The organism is Shewanella sp. SM69, from assembly GCF_025653985.1.
In the GTDB taxonomy this organism is placed as follows: Bacteria; Pseudomonadota; Gammaproteobacteria; order Enterobacterales; family Shewanellaceae; genus Shewanella; species Shewanella oncorhynchi.
On the sequence record NZ_JAKKRV010000029.1, the window covers coordinates 1 to 15820 of the forward strand.

The following is a 15820-nucleotide window of genomic DNA, read 5'->3' on the forward strand; positions in this document are numbered from 1 at the left end:
GCCTGATAAGAAATATGAAGCCAGGCAAACGCTAGCCAAGCCGTTGCTCGCGCAATTCAAAAGCTGGTTGGATAAATCAAGCGAGAGTGTCACGAAAGAAAGTTTACTGGGAGCGGCTATTACGTATAGCCTGAATCAGTGGCCCAAGCTTGTCCGCTATCTGGATGATGGCTGTCTGAATATCGACAACAATCGTGCGGAGCGCGCCATCAAACCGTTCGTGATTGGTCGCAAGGCGTGGTTGTTCGCTAATACCAAGACGGGAGCACAAGCCAGTGCGGCACTGTACAGCCTGGTCGAGACCTCAAAAATCAACGGACTGGAGCCGTATGATTACCTATGCCGCTTATTAACCGAGCTACCCAAAGCCAACACCCAAGAGAAACTACAGCAACTCCTGCCTTACTGATCACCAGCCACACCGCAAGGTGTGGTTGGCGTTACGCTTACCTCTGGTTGGTGATGATCCGCAGTAGTGCACTTTTCATAAAAATCGCCTGCAAAATATACATTAAATCAATATATATCAGATCAGTGCATATTGGTAGTGTCAAGGTTAAATAATAGGCAATTTTGTACTAGGTAGCGTTTTAATTTGATTATGGACTTTATGCTATACCGATAAATACACAGGAAATTTTTTTCACAAAAGTGTATGAATGTTGATAGAAGCAACAAGCTACCATCGAAGGGCGTTTCCAAAGATATTGGTATAACAGAGCATCGAACAGACTCAGTTGGAAAGGATCTCGCGTAGAAGCTCTATCATCTTCACGGATAACTCGCGTTTCCAACGATAAATTAGTTTGGGATTATGTAGGGTAACGTTGTTGTATCGTTATGTGATTTTACTCACTTAGCGCGGTGTACAGAACTACTGGATCAGATCAGTTTCAACTGACGTTCTGCCGTTGCACATTTTGCCCTGATGAGTTCGTTCATTGTTGTAAGACAGCCACTCATCCTGATCATTTTGCCGCGTCTCCAGCGTTTGATTAACTTGTTGCGAAAAGCCACCTGATAAAACTCGTTCAGGATCGCCTTATCAAACTGCTCGCAGATCCCATTCGTTTGCGGTGACATCGTTTTAGTTTTCGTGTGATCGATGCCACTACTAGAGTTGGTAATCATGACGCTCGAACTTGCAGAGTAGCACAGCCTATATCGATGTTAACTCTACACCTGACTCTGTCAATTTATGCGTATCAACATAGTGGCTGAAACGTGCTAATAAGAAGGTGAGTTTTGGATGAATGTACCTTTGACAAAATGGTCTGTTGGGTGCTGTATAAAAGTAGTCGATAAGCTCAGTTTTATTCGCTTTAAAATCCTTAAAAAAATAAACCTGAGTAATGACTGGCTGCTCAAAATCAGCTCTACAGGCATCTAATATGTTTACAGCCTGGTTATACTGAACCTCATCATAAGCGTATATCGCTGAACGATATTTACCACGCATTGAGTGGTTTGATGTGCTCGCGTGAGTATGTAAATGGATTTCGATCAAGGTTGATAAAGAAATAACAGTCGGATCAAAAACCACTTCAATGGCTTCGCTGAACTGAGCGTTGTCACCAATTGAGGCGATCCAACCTTGATTGACAGTAGCAATGCCAATAAGTGATGAAAATACGCCTTCGGTGCACCAGTGACAACCACCGCCTAAGCCGATTGTATTAAGGGTGGTTGTCGTATGCAAATTGCAAGTCTGTGTGGGCTGCTGCAAACTCATTGAGATGAGGGCAACTTCCAGTCTGGTCTGGGGAAGTGGCAGGTATAGCCATTTGGTCGGAGTTCCAAATAGTCCTGATGCATAGCCTCCGCTTCCCAAAAATCACTTGCAGGTTCGACTTCAGTCACTACTTTTCCAGGCCATAATCCCGAAGCATCCACGTCAGCAATGGTTTTTACTGCCTCAGCATGCTGTGCCTCAGAGGTATAATAAATGGCTGAGCGATAAGATGTGCCCTTGTCATTACCTTGTCTATTTACTGTACTAGGGTCATGAATCTGAAAGAAAAACTCTAAAATTTGTCGATAGCTGGTGATTTCATTATCGAACATTATTTCAATGCCTTCAGCATGGTTACCATGATTGCGGTAGGTAGCATTAGCCACTTCACCACCGGTATAACCTACTCGGGTTGAAGTGATACCGGGACGTTTGCGGATAAGATCCTGCATGCCCCAAAAGCAGCCACCGGCTAATACTGCGCGTTCAATTGCCATAATTAAATGTCCTCTACTTGGTCTAAATACTCTGCGTAACCTTTACTTGCCATTTCTTCCCTAGGAATAAAACGTAATGACGCTGAGTTAATACAATAACGTAGGCCACCCTGGTCTTTGGGACCGTCTGAAAATACATGGCCTAAGTGACTGTCGCCATGAGTTGAGCGCACTTCTGTGCGGGTCATGCCGTGCGACCTATCAGTGATTTCAATTACGTTGACAGAGTCTATCGCTTTGGTAAAGCTCGGCCAACCACACCCTGATTCATACTTGGCAGAAGACGCAAATAAAGGCTCACCTGACACGATATCCACGTAAATGCCGGGCTTGGTGTTCTTTAGCAATTCACCAGTCCCTGGACGCTCTGTACCATTTTCTTGCGTCACCCGATACTGCTCCTTAGTCAGAGCAGAAATCGCATTCATAGATTTTTGATAGGTATTCATAAATGTCCTCTTATAGAGTAGAGCCATGTGCCTTTCAGATTATAAGAGACCTTCTGTTTACAGAATTTATTTCACTTAGGCCGTTAACCCGAAAAAATGATCTGATCCAGTAGTTCTGTACACCGCGCTAAGTGAGTAAAATCACATAACGAGGTGCCTATGACAGCTAAAAAGAACTGCAAGACCTATACCGCAGAATTTAAGGCCCTCTAACTTATAGTTGTTTCGGATGCGGCTTATTTGTTTTTGTGCTCCAGTGCTGTAAGTGATGTGCCTACGATAAATATAGACACGACAAACAAGCCTAAATCTTTTAGCAAAAACTGGCCAGGAACCACAGAGATCGCAGGAAACCCAAGAGATGCCTCAAAAACACCGGGTGTAGTCAGCATGAACGACAATGTCGTAAAAAAGAGTCCGGTTGAAAGTACACCGCCCAAGATTGCGAGCTTAGGGGAGAAAACTCGTGCAGCGATTAACAGGCCAACTGAAATTTCAAGCACACCCAGAAAATTTGAGAATCCTTGAATGCTGAGGAAACTATACATCCATGAAAGCAGAGGGCTATTACTAACAAAACCATGTATACCGTTTGCTTCGTAGCTAGTGAATTTCATACCACCAAACCACAAATATATTATCGTCATGGCAACGTAGATGCCACCTATACCAAACTTAGTGACTTTTGCACCGAGATTATTACTAAGGATATTGGTAGTCTGGACACCATTTTCAATTTCGGGAATAGTCATCTTATATCTCCAATTATTTTTAGCCATGTGGACTCACTCTATGTAGCCCACTAAAATGATATGACTCTTGAGAAAAACTATATGTTTACTCGAGTCGAACCTAACTTAGGTAATTGCTGTAGTTGAGCACCAATGGATTAGACATCAATGCCTAGTGGTTGAACGGCCGGGAAGTCGACCTCGGTCTGTGTCACTTCGTTAACGTAGTTAGTGAAAGTGTTCAGGGCAACAGCCAACAGAATATCCACTACATGTGCATCACTGTAGCCAGCGTTCAGCACCGCTTGGACCTGGTCATTGCTGACTTGCCCGCGCTGGCGGACTACGGCGGCAGCAAAACGCACGGCTGCGTCGGCCTTAGGGTCATTTGATGCACCGCTGCGGTTGGCAGTGAGTTCAGCATCATCAAGCTTGGCCACCTTACGGCCTAGGAAGGAATGGCCAGCAAGGCAATAATCGCAGCCGTTGATCTCAGCGACGGCTAGGGCAATACGCTCAAGAGTCGCTGTACCCAAGCCGCCCTGTGCTGATGCTGCGCTCAATTGCAGGTAGCCAGTCAGCGCAGCAGGGCTGTTGGCAACGACGCGGAACATGTTAGGAACGCGGCCCAGTTGTTTTTCCACAGCCTTGAGTGAGGTATGGGTAGCAGTAGGCGCGGCGTCGATTGTGGTAGGGGTGTTCAAACGTGACATAAATTTCTCCTAGTGATTTGAAAGACAGCACGCTGTATTGGCGTGGAATAAATTGTATTTAAGAAGGTTCTGCTTGATAATCCGTTGCTATCAGACAGCTCATCTTCACGTCTTGCGCAGTCGCCATTTCAGTGCCACTACACACCTTCGTTGACGTCACGCCGTCCTGATTTCTAAGGAGGTCTTCGAGACTCCAAAAACACCCTCCGGCAACGATCACATTATTTATTTTTCATAAAGCCTCCTTGGTTTTTATCTATTTACTAATGGAACTGAATTTACAGCATGTAAAATAGATATAACATGCTCAATAGTTCGTATAATGTGACTTATTAGACAGTTTACGTAGGGGCTATGTATGGATGCAGACTTTGGATATCAGATTAAAAGAGTTGTGAAATTAAGGGTTCACGAAAAACTGCAAATATAGGGCAAATCAGATTGTCTATACCCATAATTTAGAGCGCCCGAGCATCAGGAACTCACTGAAAGCAGACGTTTCTGAAAATAAACAAGGCACAGCGCTTGAAAATTTCGAGACATCAACGTTTTGCCAAAAGGCTAAAAATGCGTGCACTACTCATTTCGCATTTAAAGAGAGCATCGGTTATTAGGCAATAACGATGTGGCCAAAATTTGTCGACCACTACACTATCTCGTAAACGAGTTTGATAGACGTCAACTAGTACGTATTTTTAGTGTAAGGTCATATTAATGCACGATGCTAAACTCTGCTGTGAGCTAGGTAGGATGTATAAATACCATAAATATTTCAATGCTTTACTTTTTAAAGCTCAAGTGAGTTACTCAGTTCCGACTGTTGGTGGCAGATTTGGAATCTCGCGATTTGTCTTAAATGTCAGCCAAGCAAGTCTCTCGCTAATAAAGTGTTGACTATCCCTGACAAAGTAACAATTTCTTGCCATAATCAGACTTAAGCACTTTACTTAGAGTGTATGTGCGCCGCTTAATGCATCAATGCTGCTAATTCCCTGATTGACATCAATCACTTTGTTTCCTGTTTGATACTCTGAGATAAACAAGATCGAATGATGCAAAAGGGGACTATTTAAATACTGAGGGAACAAATGGCAGTAGATTTGAGCATAGAAACCGCTCTGCTCCTAGAGCGCTGGCAAGGCATTGTAAACTCGATGGCTCAAGTCGCGGAAGTGCCTTGTGTGCTGATTAATCGATTAGATAAAAACGAAATTTGTCAGGCTGTTGGCAGTGTGTCAGTACCAACTTTTTATTGCGGTGAACCTGTTCCATTGGCACTTAACACTTATTGTTCCCAAGTCATTTCCAGTAACCAGCCATTACTAGTTGAAAATGCAATCGGTACCCGATATGAAAACAATAACCCAACATTTGCAGCAGGCTTTAGTTATTACTATGGCCTGCCATTGCTTTGGCCTAGCGGAAAAACTTTCGGTACTTTGTGTATGTTGGACTTTTCAAGCCCAGATCGGGCATCACAACACTGTTCCTTACTCACACTTTTTAAGCAGGCCATTGAATACGATTTACAGATGCTTCAACAACAGCAAGATCTGCTAAAGCGTGAGCAACAAGCAGACAAAAAATTTATACAACTATTCAATGAGATGTCAAATAGGATAAGACCGGTAACTAATAATAAGTTGCTTCAATCTGAGTTGTTTGTACTTTTGACAAGCCAATACCAATACTGGCATCAGGAACTGGATAAGCAGCTTAATCAAACCGTCCTGACTGATGAAAACTCCATTCATATAGCGGCACTGGTTCGAATTTGGTCAAATTTGTTGGCGATTGCCCATGAAACAGAATGGTTGAGAGCTACGGCAGTTCTAGAACCTTATAGTTGTGATGCTGTTGCGTCACTGGTCAATGCAACTCCATTATTAGAACAAGCAGTGTATAAAACAGCGCTGACCCTTGGTGCTGATCTCGTTTTGAGGAGTCATTTGCCTAATCCACTGTTACTAAGTGGGAAACCAGAGTTATGGTCTCTGATAGGACTAGCTATCACGAGCTTTTTAGTTGTTGGCGCCAGCGGTACAAGTATAACTATTTTTGTCAGTAACCGATTAAAAGGTAAGTACAGAGTTTTGGAATGGTCCCTTCTTGTAAAAGGCCAGACGATGCCGCTGCGTTTTACCCGCGATAATCAAGCGCTTTATGGTTTTGCAACAGTATGTGCCGAGTTAGCGGGTGCTGTTCTTGAATCTGGTGAGTGGCAATTAACTGAGAGTCTTCAGCAACAGAGTCGTTATCTCAACTCAAATCGTGATCACGTTGACGACATTGAAAGCAGGAATGCTTCAAGAACTGCTAATGGCATAACCAGGCTTATCTGCTTATCGATACCGGTGATGGGAGACGATTTATAAACACTCAGCGATGATCAGCGAAGTTGTGTTTTAGTTTTCTTGTTGGCACTACATCCGGTATGGCGGCCTTTAATCTGAGAGTGACACTTGGGATAACTGAAAAACTGGCTGTGATTCTGCTGAACGGAGCTTGGTGCTAAGCATGTTGGCGTCATTCAAAGCAAGGTCAACACTGCTATTAACGTTTACGATTATCTGACGGACGTGCTGCTGCGCGTCAACCAACATCCAGTAAGCAAGGTACATGAACTAATGCCGAAGTTACGGAAAGCTCAGTTCGAAAGCGCATTACAGCGTTCAGCTCTATTTAGCAATCCCGATGCTTCGGTAAAATAAGCCACGGAAAATGCTCCGGAGGCCGCATGCACACTAAATAGATGACGTTAGACGAAGAGTTGGATTTAAACGAGCAAATTATAGAGCCTGCGACCGGAAAAGCCAAAAGTTTATAAATACAGCTAAAACTCAAATCAAGCAGGCGAATATTGTACAAAACAATACCATTGCTACAGAGATAACTTCAAGTCTGACAGATCTATGCTAGAGTTAAATCAACGATTTAATTCATTTTTCTATGCAGGATCTTTGAAAAATGCAGTAGAAAAACGGAGAAGTACATGACCTTTAGTTTAGCTCAAACAGCTAGTGCAGAAACCACACTAAAAGCACCTGCTGAAGCAGATCAGAACCTGCGGGATATCACTGAACTGGCGTGTTATATCTGTGATGCACCAGTGGCTATGGTGACGCGAACCGATGACACAAAGCTGAATCTAATTGCAAAAGTTGGTATTTCGCGTACCTCTGTATTAATTAAAGAGTCCTTTTGCGTGTATGCAATGGAAACACCTGATGCGGTAATGGTGGTCCCTGACGCTACTTTAGATCACAGATTCAGTACCAATGCTATGGTGATTTCAGGACCTGGCTACCGATTTTATGCTGGCTCGCCGCTGATTGATCCCGAAGGTGCAGTGATTGGTACTATTTGTGTCTATGATCATGTTCCTAAGCAGCTGAACCAGCGGCAGATAAGCTCTTTGCAGGCTCTGTCCAGACAAGTGATCGCCATACTGGAGCTGAAAAAAGTCGGCGAACAATTACATAATACCAGCATGACGGATGCGCTGACAGGGGTGAACAACAGAAGAGCTTTTGACCTCAAGTTTGAAGCTGAATTTGCTCGCTGGCAAAGAACAGGACAATCTTTTGTACTGGCATTGATTGATATTGATCACTTTAAGAGTTTTAACGACAGCTATGGTCATGCCGCAGGAGATGAGGCACTGAGTCAAGTCGCGGCTCTGTTTCAGCGCCATAGCAGGAACTATGACTTTTTCGCCCGTTATGGTGGTGAAGAGTTTGTGCTGATCCTGCCAGGCACAGACACAGCGTCCGCAAATAAAACACTGGAAAAGTTAAGGCTGGTAGTGGCTAACCATGAGTGGTTATTACGACAATTAACGGTCAGCATAGGTTTGGCCAGCGCTGATTTATTTGACGACAAAAAGCAGTTGCTCGAAGTCGCCGATCAGATGTTATACAAAGCTAAAACCCAAGGCCGCAATCAAACCAGTGTGTTCGCCACACTGTAAGAGATCTGTTCATGCTGCGCTGATCTCAAGACCTCATAAAAACTGAGGTCTTGCTTCGGTCGATAAGCTGGTCTGATATTGGCATTATTTATTCCTTTCAAATACATGGGTAATGCGACTTACACAGATTTTTTATGCTCTCTTGGACTCCATGTGAAGGAGATCGTCACATTCTTTACATATAGAAAATAGAGTTCTTTAGCCAGCTGCAATTTCAGATTAACCGATTCGGTAAGCTTTCTGCATTTCCGGAGACAACTTTTTTAGCCAGCTTGAGAGACTGAAGCCTTTTCTATCGGTACTATTTAATTTAGTAAAATACAGATGTTCATCCCAGCGAGGACCGAAATCTACTTCTGCAAGACTTACAAGCTGTTTGTTTCTGCGAAGACGATGCTTTTGATGGTAATCTTCGGCGGGCCAAAAATAACCATTTTGTTCTCCGGCCTCAATCACCTCGGGAGATTTCTCCTTTCCAATCGCTTGAATCAGTTCTTCAGCTACTTGTTTTTGCTCCAGATCAAAAACAAAAAGTATCTGGCGATACTGGCCCTGCTTTCTACCATGAACAGACCATGATTCAAAACTTCCAAGAAGTTCCCTGTAGCTGATTTGGTCTTTATCGTAGATCACTCTGACGACTTCGGCGTGTCCGTTGATGTTGCGGTAACTCGGATCCAGAGTTGATGCTCCAGCGTAGCCAACACGTGTTTGCACTACTCCCTGCGTCCCTCCAAAATTAGAATCCGGTCCCCAAAAGCAACCCATGCCGAAAACCGTTTGACTAAGCTTCCCGATTTTCAATGCTTCTTCGATTGCTTCAGGGGTTGCAAATTCATAGCTTTCAACACCGTCTTCTTTATTCATTTTTAGATCCGACATATTTTTCACCTAACTTTCAAAAATTGAAGCCACTCCCATTCCTCACGCCGTGCAAACGACGATAAGACCACGTTTTCCAACACCAGCTTGATGAAGTATCTTTGCTAAAACTCCGCAGCATGTTTCTTGGTAACACAACTGCGGAAAATTGCTGTAATCATTGATCTTACTGCTTATTAAGTTATTAATAATTCTAAAAAACTCATTATTTCATTGAAGCTTCCAACCACCTGTCAAGGTCCTTGAACTTGGGGTTTCTCAGCTTCTTTGTCCCAACCACTATTGTCGGGAAATTCAGCTTTCCGTTCGAATAGATGGAGCACAGTTCATCAGCAGCCGCGTCGTCTTCATGAACATCCAAAAAAACAAACTGGCTCCCTTTTTCTTGCAAGTACGAATGGTAAATCTTGGTTTTATGGCAGTCTTTATGACCGAACAGCTTAATCAACACGAACGGCTCCTTTTTTCAAAAGGTTCACTTTCATAAACCCCCTCGATTTAAAAATTATTCTACAAACTTCAATGACTCCGAGTTAATACAGAATCGGACCCCTGATGGCTCAGGACCGTCTGGAAAAGCGTGCCCCAGATGGGCTTCGCACACATTGCATAGCACTTCGATTCTGCGCCCGAAGGTCGTATCCAGTTCATATTGAATTACGTTGTCTGCGACTGGCTCAGAAAAACTCGGCCATCCCGTTCCCGAATCGAACTTTAGGTTCGAGTCAAAGAGTTCGGTGTCGCAGCCCACACAGGCGTACCTTCCAGCTTCATAAAATGAACAGAGTTCTCCGGTGTGCGCGCGTTCGGTGCCTTTCATCCGCATGACCCGAAATTGCGCTGGCGTCAGAATTTCTTTCCACTCTTCCTCGCTCTTTTCTACTTTTTTGGGAGGCGCGGGAGTGCCGTTATCCAGGTAGTTGTAAATGCTTTTCCAATTGAACATATATTTGCTCCTTTATTTTAGGGTTCACTCTTTAGCTATCAATCCACGAGAAGAAGTCTGTAGCACTACCAATGAATTCTCCATCCACAAAAACTTGCGGTACAGTTTGGAGATTTGTTCTTTCCTTCAACTCCAGGTAAGTCTTCGGATCGTCGTCTACGCGAATTTGTTTGAAATCGACCTTTTCAGCAGTTAGGTAATTCTTCACGCGTGCGCAAAATGGACAATGGTCTTTCGTATAAATAACAACATTCTTAAGTGCTTTCATTTTTTCCTCGTTCATTTGGTTCATGATTTAGTCTCTTTCAAAATGGCAAGAGTATCCGCTGGGATTCCTCTGCAAATAGTTTTGGTGATATGCCTCAGCGTCGTAGAATTCTTTTTCCAGGGTGACGGTCGTGACCACTTCATTCTCGAAGCGACCGATCTCATTGACCTCATCAATCACGTTTTCGATAATCGCTTTCTGTGCATCGTCACGATAGAACGCTGCCGAGCGATACGAAGTGCCAACATCATTTCCTTGGCGATTCTTCGTAGTCGGATCATGGATTTTGAAAAAGTAATGTAGAATCTCTTCGAGAGATATTTCGTCTTGGTCGTATTCCACGCGAACCGCTTCGGCGTGCCCCGTTTTCCCTGTTATAATATCGGCGTAGGTAGGATCATCAAAATCTCCGCCAGAGTAGCCCACCTTCGTTGACGTCACACCGTCCAGACTCCTAAGGAGGTCTTCGAGACCCCAAAAACACCCTCCGGCAACGATCACATAATCTAGTTTCATAAAGCCTCCTTAGTTTTCATCCACTTACTGATTAGACTGACTTTACAGCATGTAAAATAGATATAATATGTTCAATAGTTCGTATAACATGACCTATTGGACAGTTTACGTAGGAGCTATATATGGATGTTCTCAGTGAAATTTTAGATAAGGTAGAGCTTACTAGCAGCTACTGGTATAGAACCTCATTTGCGGGAGACTGGGGCATCAGCCTCCCGCAGGAAGAGAATCTAGCGAGATTTCACATCGTGACTCATGGCGAGTTTTGGTATGAGGTGCCAAAACTTAAACTTAAAGCATTGGCGGAGCAGGGCGATATTTTGATCTTTTTCAAAGGGATGGAGCACACCATGGCCAGTGCACCAAAAATCAAGGCCGAGCCTGCGGTCGAATTTAGAGCTAAAGCCAACCTCACCGAAGCTCAAGTTTTGGAATACGGTGATCAGAGCAAGCTCAAAGCCAACGTCGTTTGCGGACATTTTTGTTTTAATGGCGGACCCGATCATCCATTCTTAAATTCGCTGCCAAATGTCGTGCATATCAAGAGTGCTGATAACTCCCACTCGCCTTGGCTTGCCATGCTTTTAAGTATTATAGAGCAGGAAGCAAAATCAGGGCTTCCTGGAAGCAACACGTTAGTCAGAAAGCTGACCGAAATTATCTTCGTGCAAGCGTTAAGAATCCACATGTACAAATCCAATAAAAATGCTGGATTCTTCAAACTGATCGAAAATCCGCAACTCAGCAAAACCTTGGAAGCTATTCATCATAGTCTCGATAAAAAATGGGGTCTTGACGATCTCGCCGGGATTGCGGGGATGTCGCGTACGAACTACAGCGTCAAATTTAAGGAGCTGTCAGGCATGACACCTCTTGATTATTTAACCTATTGTCGGCTTGAAAAAGCAAAGCAGCTGCTTAAAGAATCCGGTAAGTCTGTTCCCGAAGTGAGTGAAGCCATTGGGTATCCGGCACATGAACACTTTCAAAAGTTGTTTAAGAAAAAAATTGGCAAAACTCCTAGCGCGTACAGAAAAGAAAATTCTGAAAAGGTGTAAAAATGAATATCTATAACTCTCCTGTTACCAAAATAGCTTTCTGGGTCATAGTCATTGGTGGTGCGGCTTGCCTGCTTATCCCTTTGTTTGCACCTCTTCTTCCGCTGCAATATTTGAAAGGTTATGGCGAAATAGGAGATGTTCTTGGAGGTATTTCAAGCCCATTTGTACAAATTCTGGGTTCAGTGCTTCTCTTTCTGGTGTTAAAAGCTCAGATTGACGCTAATGGCATCCTCCATCAGCAAATCGAAAAGGAATATACGAAGGAGCAACTGAGGCACGAGTTGAATCAGCTTCACGAACTTTATATGTTCGTCGAAAGAAACATTAAAAATTTTAGCTACGATCAGGAAAAGATGATTGATGGCAAGTCGCAAATGATCCTTTTGCATTCCCGGCGAGCGATTAAATGTTTCATTGAGGATCTAGAGAGCTTAGATGTTGATATTCACAAAGATGACGACATTTTAAGGTTCGACGGGGTTAAAGAAATTATGAGCATTTTGAACAGCGTTGACCTATATTTCGACAAAATCAAAGACAGCGAGATTGCACCTTATCATAAGAGTTTTTATAAAACGCTTATGCAGCACGAACTTCTCTTCAGCGTTTTTCCTTATCAAGATCTCGACAATCAAGCGTACCTAAAACAAGAGCATTGCCCAGAGTGTGGTGAATATCATGCAAATTATCCGCCACTGATTTATGACCGGTTACAGAAAATTAAAAAAAGTTTCTCCTGATGTATTATGGATATTTATTCGGTATCGGTCCTACCAAAAAGCTATTTGTAGTATCTCGAGTACGTGCTGTGGTGTAGTAATTCCAATCTTAGAAAACTCAAAGCTTATTCTGAAACTATCGGAATTGTCGGTTGGGTGAGACTTAGTCGCCCCGTAAAGCCTTATCGGGGCGGCAAAGATAACTTTTTATATCACTGCTATTGATGACGTCCTTTGTTTACTAAAGTTGTAAGCCCTTATTCTTTGTTTTAGACCTTCAACCACTCCGGGCTTGTCACTAGGAGAGTCCCCTTGGCTAACCTTAGCCGTCAGATCGTATTCAGCGATTTCTAGCCGGTCCCCCTGAATCATTTTACGCCAACCGTTCCACAACTTAGGGTCAAGCTCTTCGGTACGCCAACCATCGGTCGGTTCGCTCCGACTCGCTAAAGCCAGATCCCTGATTTGGTTCTGGAGCGTTAGATCGTCAATCATTGTTCAGCGCCGTACAAAAATGCTATTTTGTTCATACTCAATGCGTTTGTGGGTTTGGTTTGTTTGGCGACTGATCTGATCGCGCAAACTGCATTGAGTTCCCTTACCTGAGTGATCTACTATTTCGCACAGTTATTTAGCTTTATCGTAACGCTCAAGAAATTGGGCTTAATGCCGAATACAATAAAATAAAACAGTCAACCCTTGAGGCTCTTATGCGCCAGAATTTACCAGTGACGGGTCGAAACTTAGAACTCCCAAAAGATACCAATATTCTTTCGACTACCTCCCCTCAAAGCCATATCACGCACGGCGGCCGCAAAAACTGAGTGCAACACCTGACCTTTCCGGTACGGTGCTGCCACTATGTCCTATCACGAACTCAGTATCCCCGAACGTGCGACCCTTCAACTCGGCCTTGCCCAAGGTTTCAGCCAGCGGCGAATTGCCCGGATGCTCGGCCGCTCCCCCTCGACCATCAGCCGGGAGCTGCGCCGCAACCGGGCCCCTGGCACCCGCTACCAGGCCTGTGCTGCCCAGCAGCAGATGCAGGTCCGCCGCCAGGTCTGCAGGCCTCAGTGCAAGCTGCTGCCGGGCAGTGAGCGCTTCGAGCTGGTCGTCCATATGCTGCGTGAGGGTTTGTCTCCCGAGCAGATTGCCGGCAAGCTGCGCAGCATGAACATACCCAGCCTCAGAGAGGCCTACGTCTGCCGCGAGACGATCTATAACGCGATCTACGCCCTGCCGGTCGGTGGCCTGCGCAAGGAGCTGATCATCTGCCTGCGCCAGGGCAAGACGAGTCGCAGGCCGCGCTCTGGCGGCGTCGATCGGCGCGGCCAGATCCCTGAAATGCTCAGCATCCACGTGCGCCCGCCGGAGGTCGAAGACCGGCTGATGCCAGGCCATTGGGAGGGCGACCTGATCAAGGGCAAGGCCAATGCCTCGGCGGTGGGCACCTTGGTGGAGCGTACCAGCGGCTACCTGATGCTGATCAAGATGGCCGACGCGACGGCGACCTCGGCGCTGGAGGGCTTCAGTGCGGCGCTCAATGGCATGCCGCTGGCGGTGCGCAAGAGCATGACCTACGACCAGGGCCGGGAGATGGCGCGGCACGCCGAGATCACCCAGCGGACCGGGGTGGCGATCTACTTCTGCGACCCGCACAGCCCCTGGCAACGCGGCAGCAATGAGAACATCAATGGACTGATCCGCCAGTACCTGCCCAAGGGCACGGACTTGTCGGTGCATAGTCAGGAAGCCCTGGACGCCATCGCTTTGCAACTGAATATGCGACCGCGCAAACGCTTCGACTTCAAATGCCCGATCGAGGTGATGGGCGAAGTGATGCAAGAAGCCGTGGTGATGCGGCATGATGCTCCCGCTTCAATTCAATAACCCCTTGCACTCAGATCCTGCAACCAGCTATTATGATGGACACACCAAATAACTCACTGCATGAGGCAACCCATGAAAAAGCAATTAAAAATAATTCTGCTCGCGTCCCACCTGGCTCTGTTTGGCGCGGGAGTTGGGCTAGGGATCTATATACTTCCGATTTTGACAGCACAAGAAAACGCCACCATCGCCGAAATTGAAGAAGTGCAAAAGGTGGCAAAGTATAGCGGAGAGTTCAAGAAAGATCAGAAAGGCAGCGACGCCCTTCACTGGGCGAATGGACAACTTTTTGTTACGGATAACGAAATTGTATTTAAAGGTGATGTAGCACCTGGTCCAGACTACAAAATTTACCTGACAAAGAAACAAGCCACCGACAAAGAATCGTTTTTGGACATAAAGAAAGAAGCAATTCTGATTGGCGAATTGAAAAACTTCGGGAATTTCAAGAAAACCATTCCTGCAAGCGTCAACGTCAACGAGTTTACAACGGTCCAAATATGGTGCGAGCATTTCTCTAAGTTCATCGGCTCCGCAAAATATCAGTAAACAAGCTTAAACTTGGATCTTGCCTGTTCACGAATAACATGCGCCTCATGCCAATGGAAATTAAAGTCTTGCCGGGCATGAGGCCTCCCCTCCACGTCTAGATTCTTGAAGTCAAAATTGACCTCAACCGACCCTCAGACACTGACTACGATGCCTGCATACCCTGAAGCGGTTCACCAGATGGGCTTGCGACAGAGATAAGTACGCGCCAACCTCAGATGCCGCTAAGGCTCTATACGCCGCCTTATCGGAATGGGTGGAATTTTGCGCGCGAGCGTCTAATGTTATCCAAGAGCGAGGGCTCTGATTAGTCCCGTCTCCCATGAAGATTCGCAGACTAAGACCCCTATTAAATCTGTAACATTTCGCTAGTTGGGGTCGTCTCAGAATTCGGAAAATAAAGCACGCTAAGGCGTAGTCACCCCGTGACTCCCCCGCGCCGATGCAGCGAGCTTCGTTCCGTCTTGCAGTGACGCAATCAGCGGGCAGGAAACGTTCCCTTTCCGCGCATGGCAGGCGCACACCAGTTCAGACAGCACGGCCTCCATGCGTGCCAAGTCGGCCATCTTCTCGCGCACATCCTTGAGCTTGTGCTCGGCCAGGCCGCTGGCTTCCTCGCAATGGGTGCCATCCTCCAGCCGCAGTAGCTCGGCGATTTCGTCCAGGCTAAAGCCCAGCCGCTGGGCCGATTTCACGAACCGCACTCGTGTTACATCCGCCTCGCCATAGCGGCGAATGCTGCCATAGGGCTTGTCTGGCTCCGGCAGCAGGCCCTTGCGCTGGTAGAACCGGATGGTCTCCACATTGACCCCGGCCGCCTTGGCAAAAACGCCAATGGTCAGATTCTCAAAATTAATTTGCATATCGCTTGACTCCGTACATAACTACGGAAGTAAG

The 15820-nt window shown here is 45.5% G+C and carries 20 protein-coding genes and 1 pseudogene; 7 read left to right on the plus strand and 14 right to left on the minus strand.

Translation table 11 applies throughout. The annotated features are described in order from the left end of the window. A partial coding sequence (locus tag L5M37_RS22880) for an IS66 family transposase (protein WP_263201887.1) occupies positions 1-409 on the plus strand: 409 nt, incomplete at its 5' end. A 465-nt stretch (positions 410-874) separates the two neighbouring features. Here the strand turns inward: L5M37_RS22880 and L5M37_RS22885 are convergent. The 7 genes and pseudogenes from L5M37_RS22885 to L5M37_RS22915 form a co-directional block, all read right to left on the minus strand. Further along, positions 875-1144: pseudogene (locus tag L5M37_RS22885) on the minus strand (IS481 family transposase); the annotation flags it as partial. Positions 1145-1159: 15 nt separating this feature from the next. Continuing rightward, positions 1160-1699, minus strand: coding sequence for a peptide-methionine (S)-S-oxide reductase (locus tag L5M37_RS22890; protein ID WP_041413416.1), 540 nt, complete (start codon positions 1697-1699; stop codon positions 1160-1162). Positions 1700-1728: 29 nt separating this feature from the next. Next, positions 1729-2229, minus strand: coding sequence for a peptide-methionine (S)-S-oxide reductase MsrA (msrA, locus tag L5M37_RS22895; RefSeq protein WP_011711652.1), 501 nt, complete (start codon positions 2227-2229; stop codon positions 1729-1731). 2 nt (positions 2230-2231) lie between these two features. Continuing rightward, entirely contained in the window at positions 2232-2678 is a 447-nt protein-coding gene (gene msrB / locus L5M37_RS22900) for a peptide-methionine (R)-S-oxide reductase MsrB (protein ID WP_011711653.1), read from the minus strand. Between the two features lie 236 nt (positions 2679-2914). After that, positions 2915-3430, minus strand: a complete 516-nt coding sequence (locus L5M37_RS22905; RefSeq protein WP_011711654.1) for a YkgB family protein — start codon at positions 3428-3430, stop codon at positions 2915-2917. A gap of 137 nt (positions 3431-3567) precedes the next feature. Further along, the gene (locus L5M37_RS22910) at positions 3568-4122 is read right to left on the minus strand and encodes a carboxymuconolactone decarboxylase family protein (RefSeq protein ID WP_011711655.1); all 555 of its coding nucleotides are present in this window, start codon (positions 4120-4122) and stop codon (positions 3568-3570) included. 58 nt (positions 4123-4180) lie between these two features. Further along, on the minus strand, positions 4181-4342 hold the full coding sequence (locus tag L5M37_RS22915) for a peptide-methionine (S)-S-oxide reductase (RefSeq protein WP_223290059.1): 162 nt from the start codon (positions 4340-4342) through the stop codon (positions 4181-4183). A gap of 868 nt (positions 4343-5210) precedes the next feature. On the opposite strand from L5M37_RS22915, the gene L5M37_RS22920 reads away from it, so the two are divergent. Both L5M37_RS22920 and L5M37_RS22930 read left to right on the plus strand, forming a co-directional pair. After that, positions 5211-6497, plus strand: coding sequence for a GAF domain-containing protein (locus tag L5M37_RS22920; protein ID WP_000257537.1), 1287 nt, complete (start codon positions 5211-5213; stop codon positions 6495-6497). Positions 6498-7114: 617 nt separating this feature from the next. After that, entirely contained in the window at positions 7115-8092 is a 978-nt protein-coding gene (locus L5M37_RS22930) for a sensor domain-containing diguanylate cyclase (RefSeq protein ID WP_002119794.1), read from the plus strand. Between the two features lie 219 nt (positions 8093-8311). On the opposite strand, the gene L5M37_RS22935 is transcribed toward L5M37_RS22930, so the two are convergent. From L5M37_RS22935 to msrA (L5M37_RS22955), 5 genes are all read right to left on the minus strand, one after another. Next, positions 8312-8959 (minus strand): peptide-methionine (S)-S-oxide reductase MsrA, encoded by a 648-nt coding sequence (locus L5M37_RS22935; RefSeq protein ID WP_223846397.1) that lies wholly within the window; start codon positions 8957-8959, stop codon positions 8312-8314. A 220-nt stretch (positions 8960-9179) separates the two neighbouring features. Continuing rightward, positions 9180-9425, minus strand: a complete 246-nt coding sequence (locus tag L5M37_RS22940) for a glutaredoxin family protein (RefSeq protein ID WP_263201888.1) — start codon at positions 9423-9425, stop codon at positions 9180-9182. 54 nt (positions 9426-9479) lie between these two features. Then, positions 9480-9920: a peptide-methionine (R)-S-oxide reductase MsrB gene (gene msrB, locus L5M37_RS22945; protein WP_005403705.1), complete on the minus strand. Its 441-nt coding sequence runs from the start codon at positions 9918-9920 to the stop codon at positions 9480-9482. 31 nt (positions 9921-9951) lie between these two features. Next, a complete protein-coding gene (locus L5M37_RS22950) occupies positions 9952-10212 on the minus strand; it encodes a glutaredoxin (RefSeq protein WP_005403706.1) in 261 nt (86 codons plus the stop codon). Positions 10213-10215: 3 nt separating this feature from the next. Beyond that, the gene (gene msrA, locus L5M37_RS22955; protein ID WP_069785042.1) at positions 10216-10704 is read right to left on the minus strand and encodes a peptide-methionine (S)-S-oxide reductase MsrA; all 489 of its coding nucleotides are present in this window, start codon (positions 10702-10704) and stop codon (positions 10216-10218) included. Between the two features lie 122 nt (positions 10705-10826). Here msrA (L5M37_RS22955) and L5M37_RS22960 point away from each other — a divergent pair, with 122 nt between their 5' ends. Beyond that, the gene (locus tag L5M37_RS22960) at positions 10827-11762 is read left to right on the plus strand and encodes an AraC family transcriptional regulator (RefSeq protein WP_002123001.1); all 936 of its coding nucleotides are present in this window, start codon (positions 10827-10829) and stop codon (positions 11760-11762) included. Positions 11763-11764: 2 nt separating this feature from the next. Beyond that, the gene (locus L5M37_RS22965) at positions 11765-12505 is read left to right on the plus strand and encodes a hypothetical protein (protein WP_011711659.1); all 741 of its coding nucleotides are present in this window, start codon (positions 11765-11767) and stop codon (positions 12503-12505) included. 186 nt (positions 12506-12691) lie between these two features. Here L5M37_RS22965 and L5M37_RS22970 read toward each other — a convergent pair whose 3' ends face one another. Continuing rightward, positions 12692-12979 carry a hypothetical protein gene (locus L5M37_RS22970; RefSeq protein WP_004911214.1) on the minus strand — a complete coding sequence of 96 codons (288 nt, stop codon included), beginning with the start codon at positions 12977-12979 and terminating at the stop codon, positions 12692-12694. Between the two features lie 366 nt (positions 12980-13345). Between L5M37_RS22970 and L5M37_RS22975 the strand changes: the two genes are divergently transcribed. Both L5M37_RS22975 and L5M37_RS22980 read left to right on the plus strand, forming a co-directional pair. After that, on the plus strand, positions 13346-14374 hold the full coding sequence (locus L5M37_RS22975; protein WP_011711660.1) for an IS30-like element ISShes10 family transposase: 1029 nt from the start codon (positions 13346-13348) through the stop codon (positions 14372-14374). Positions 14375-14446: 72 nt separating this feature from the next. Then, entirely contained in the window at positions 14447-14923 is a 477-nt protein-coding gene (locus L5M37_RS22980; RefSeq protein WP_011711661.1) for a DM13 domain-containing protein, read from the plus strand. A 407-nt stretch (positions 14924-15330) separates the two neighbouring features. Here L5M37_RS22980 and merR read toward each other — a convergent pair whose 3' ends face one another. Next, positions 15331-15786 carry an Hg(II)-responsive transcriptional regulator gene (merR, locus tag L5M37_RS22985; RefSeq protein ID WP_001166628.1) on the minus strand — a complete coding sequence of 152 codons (456 nt, stop codon included), beginning with the start codon at positions 15784-15786 and terminating at the stop codon, positions 15331-15333. Between the last annotated feature and the right edge of the window lie 34 nt (positions 15787-15820).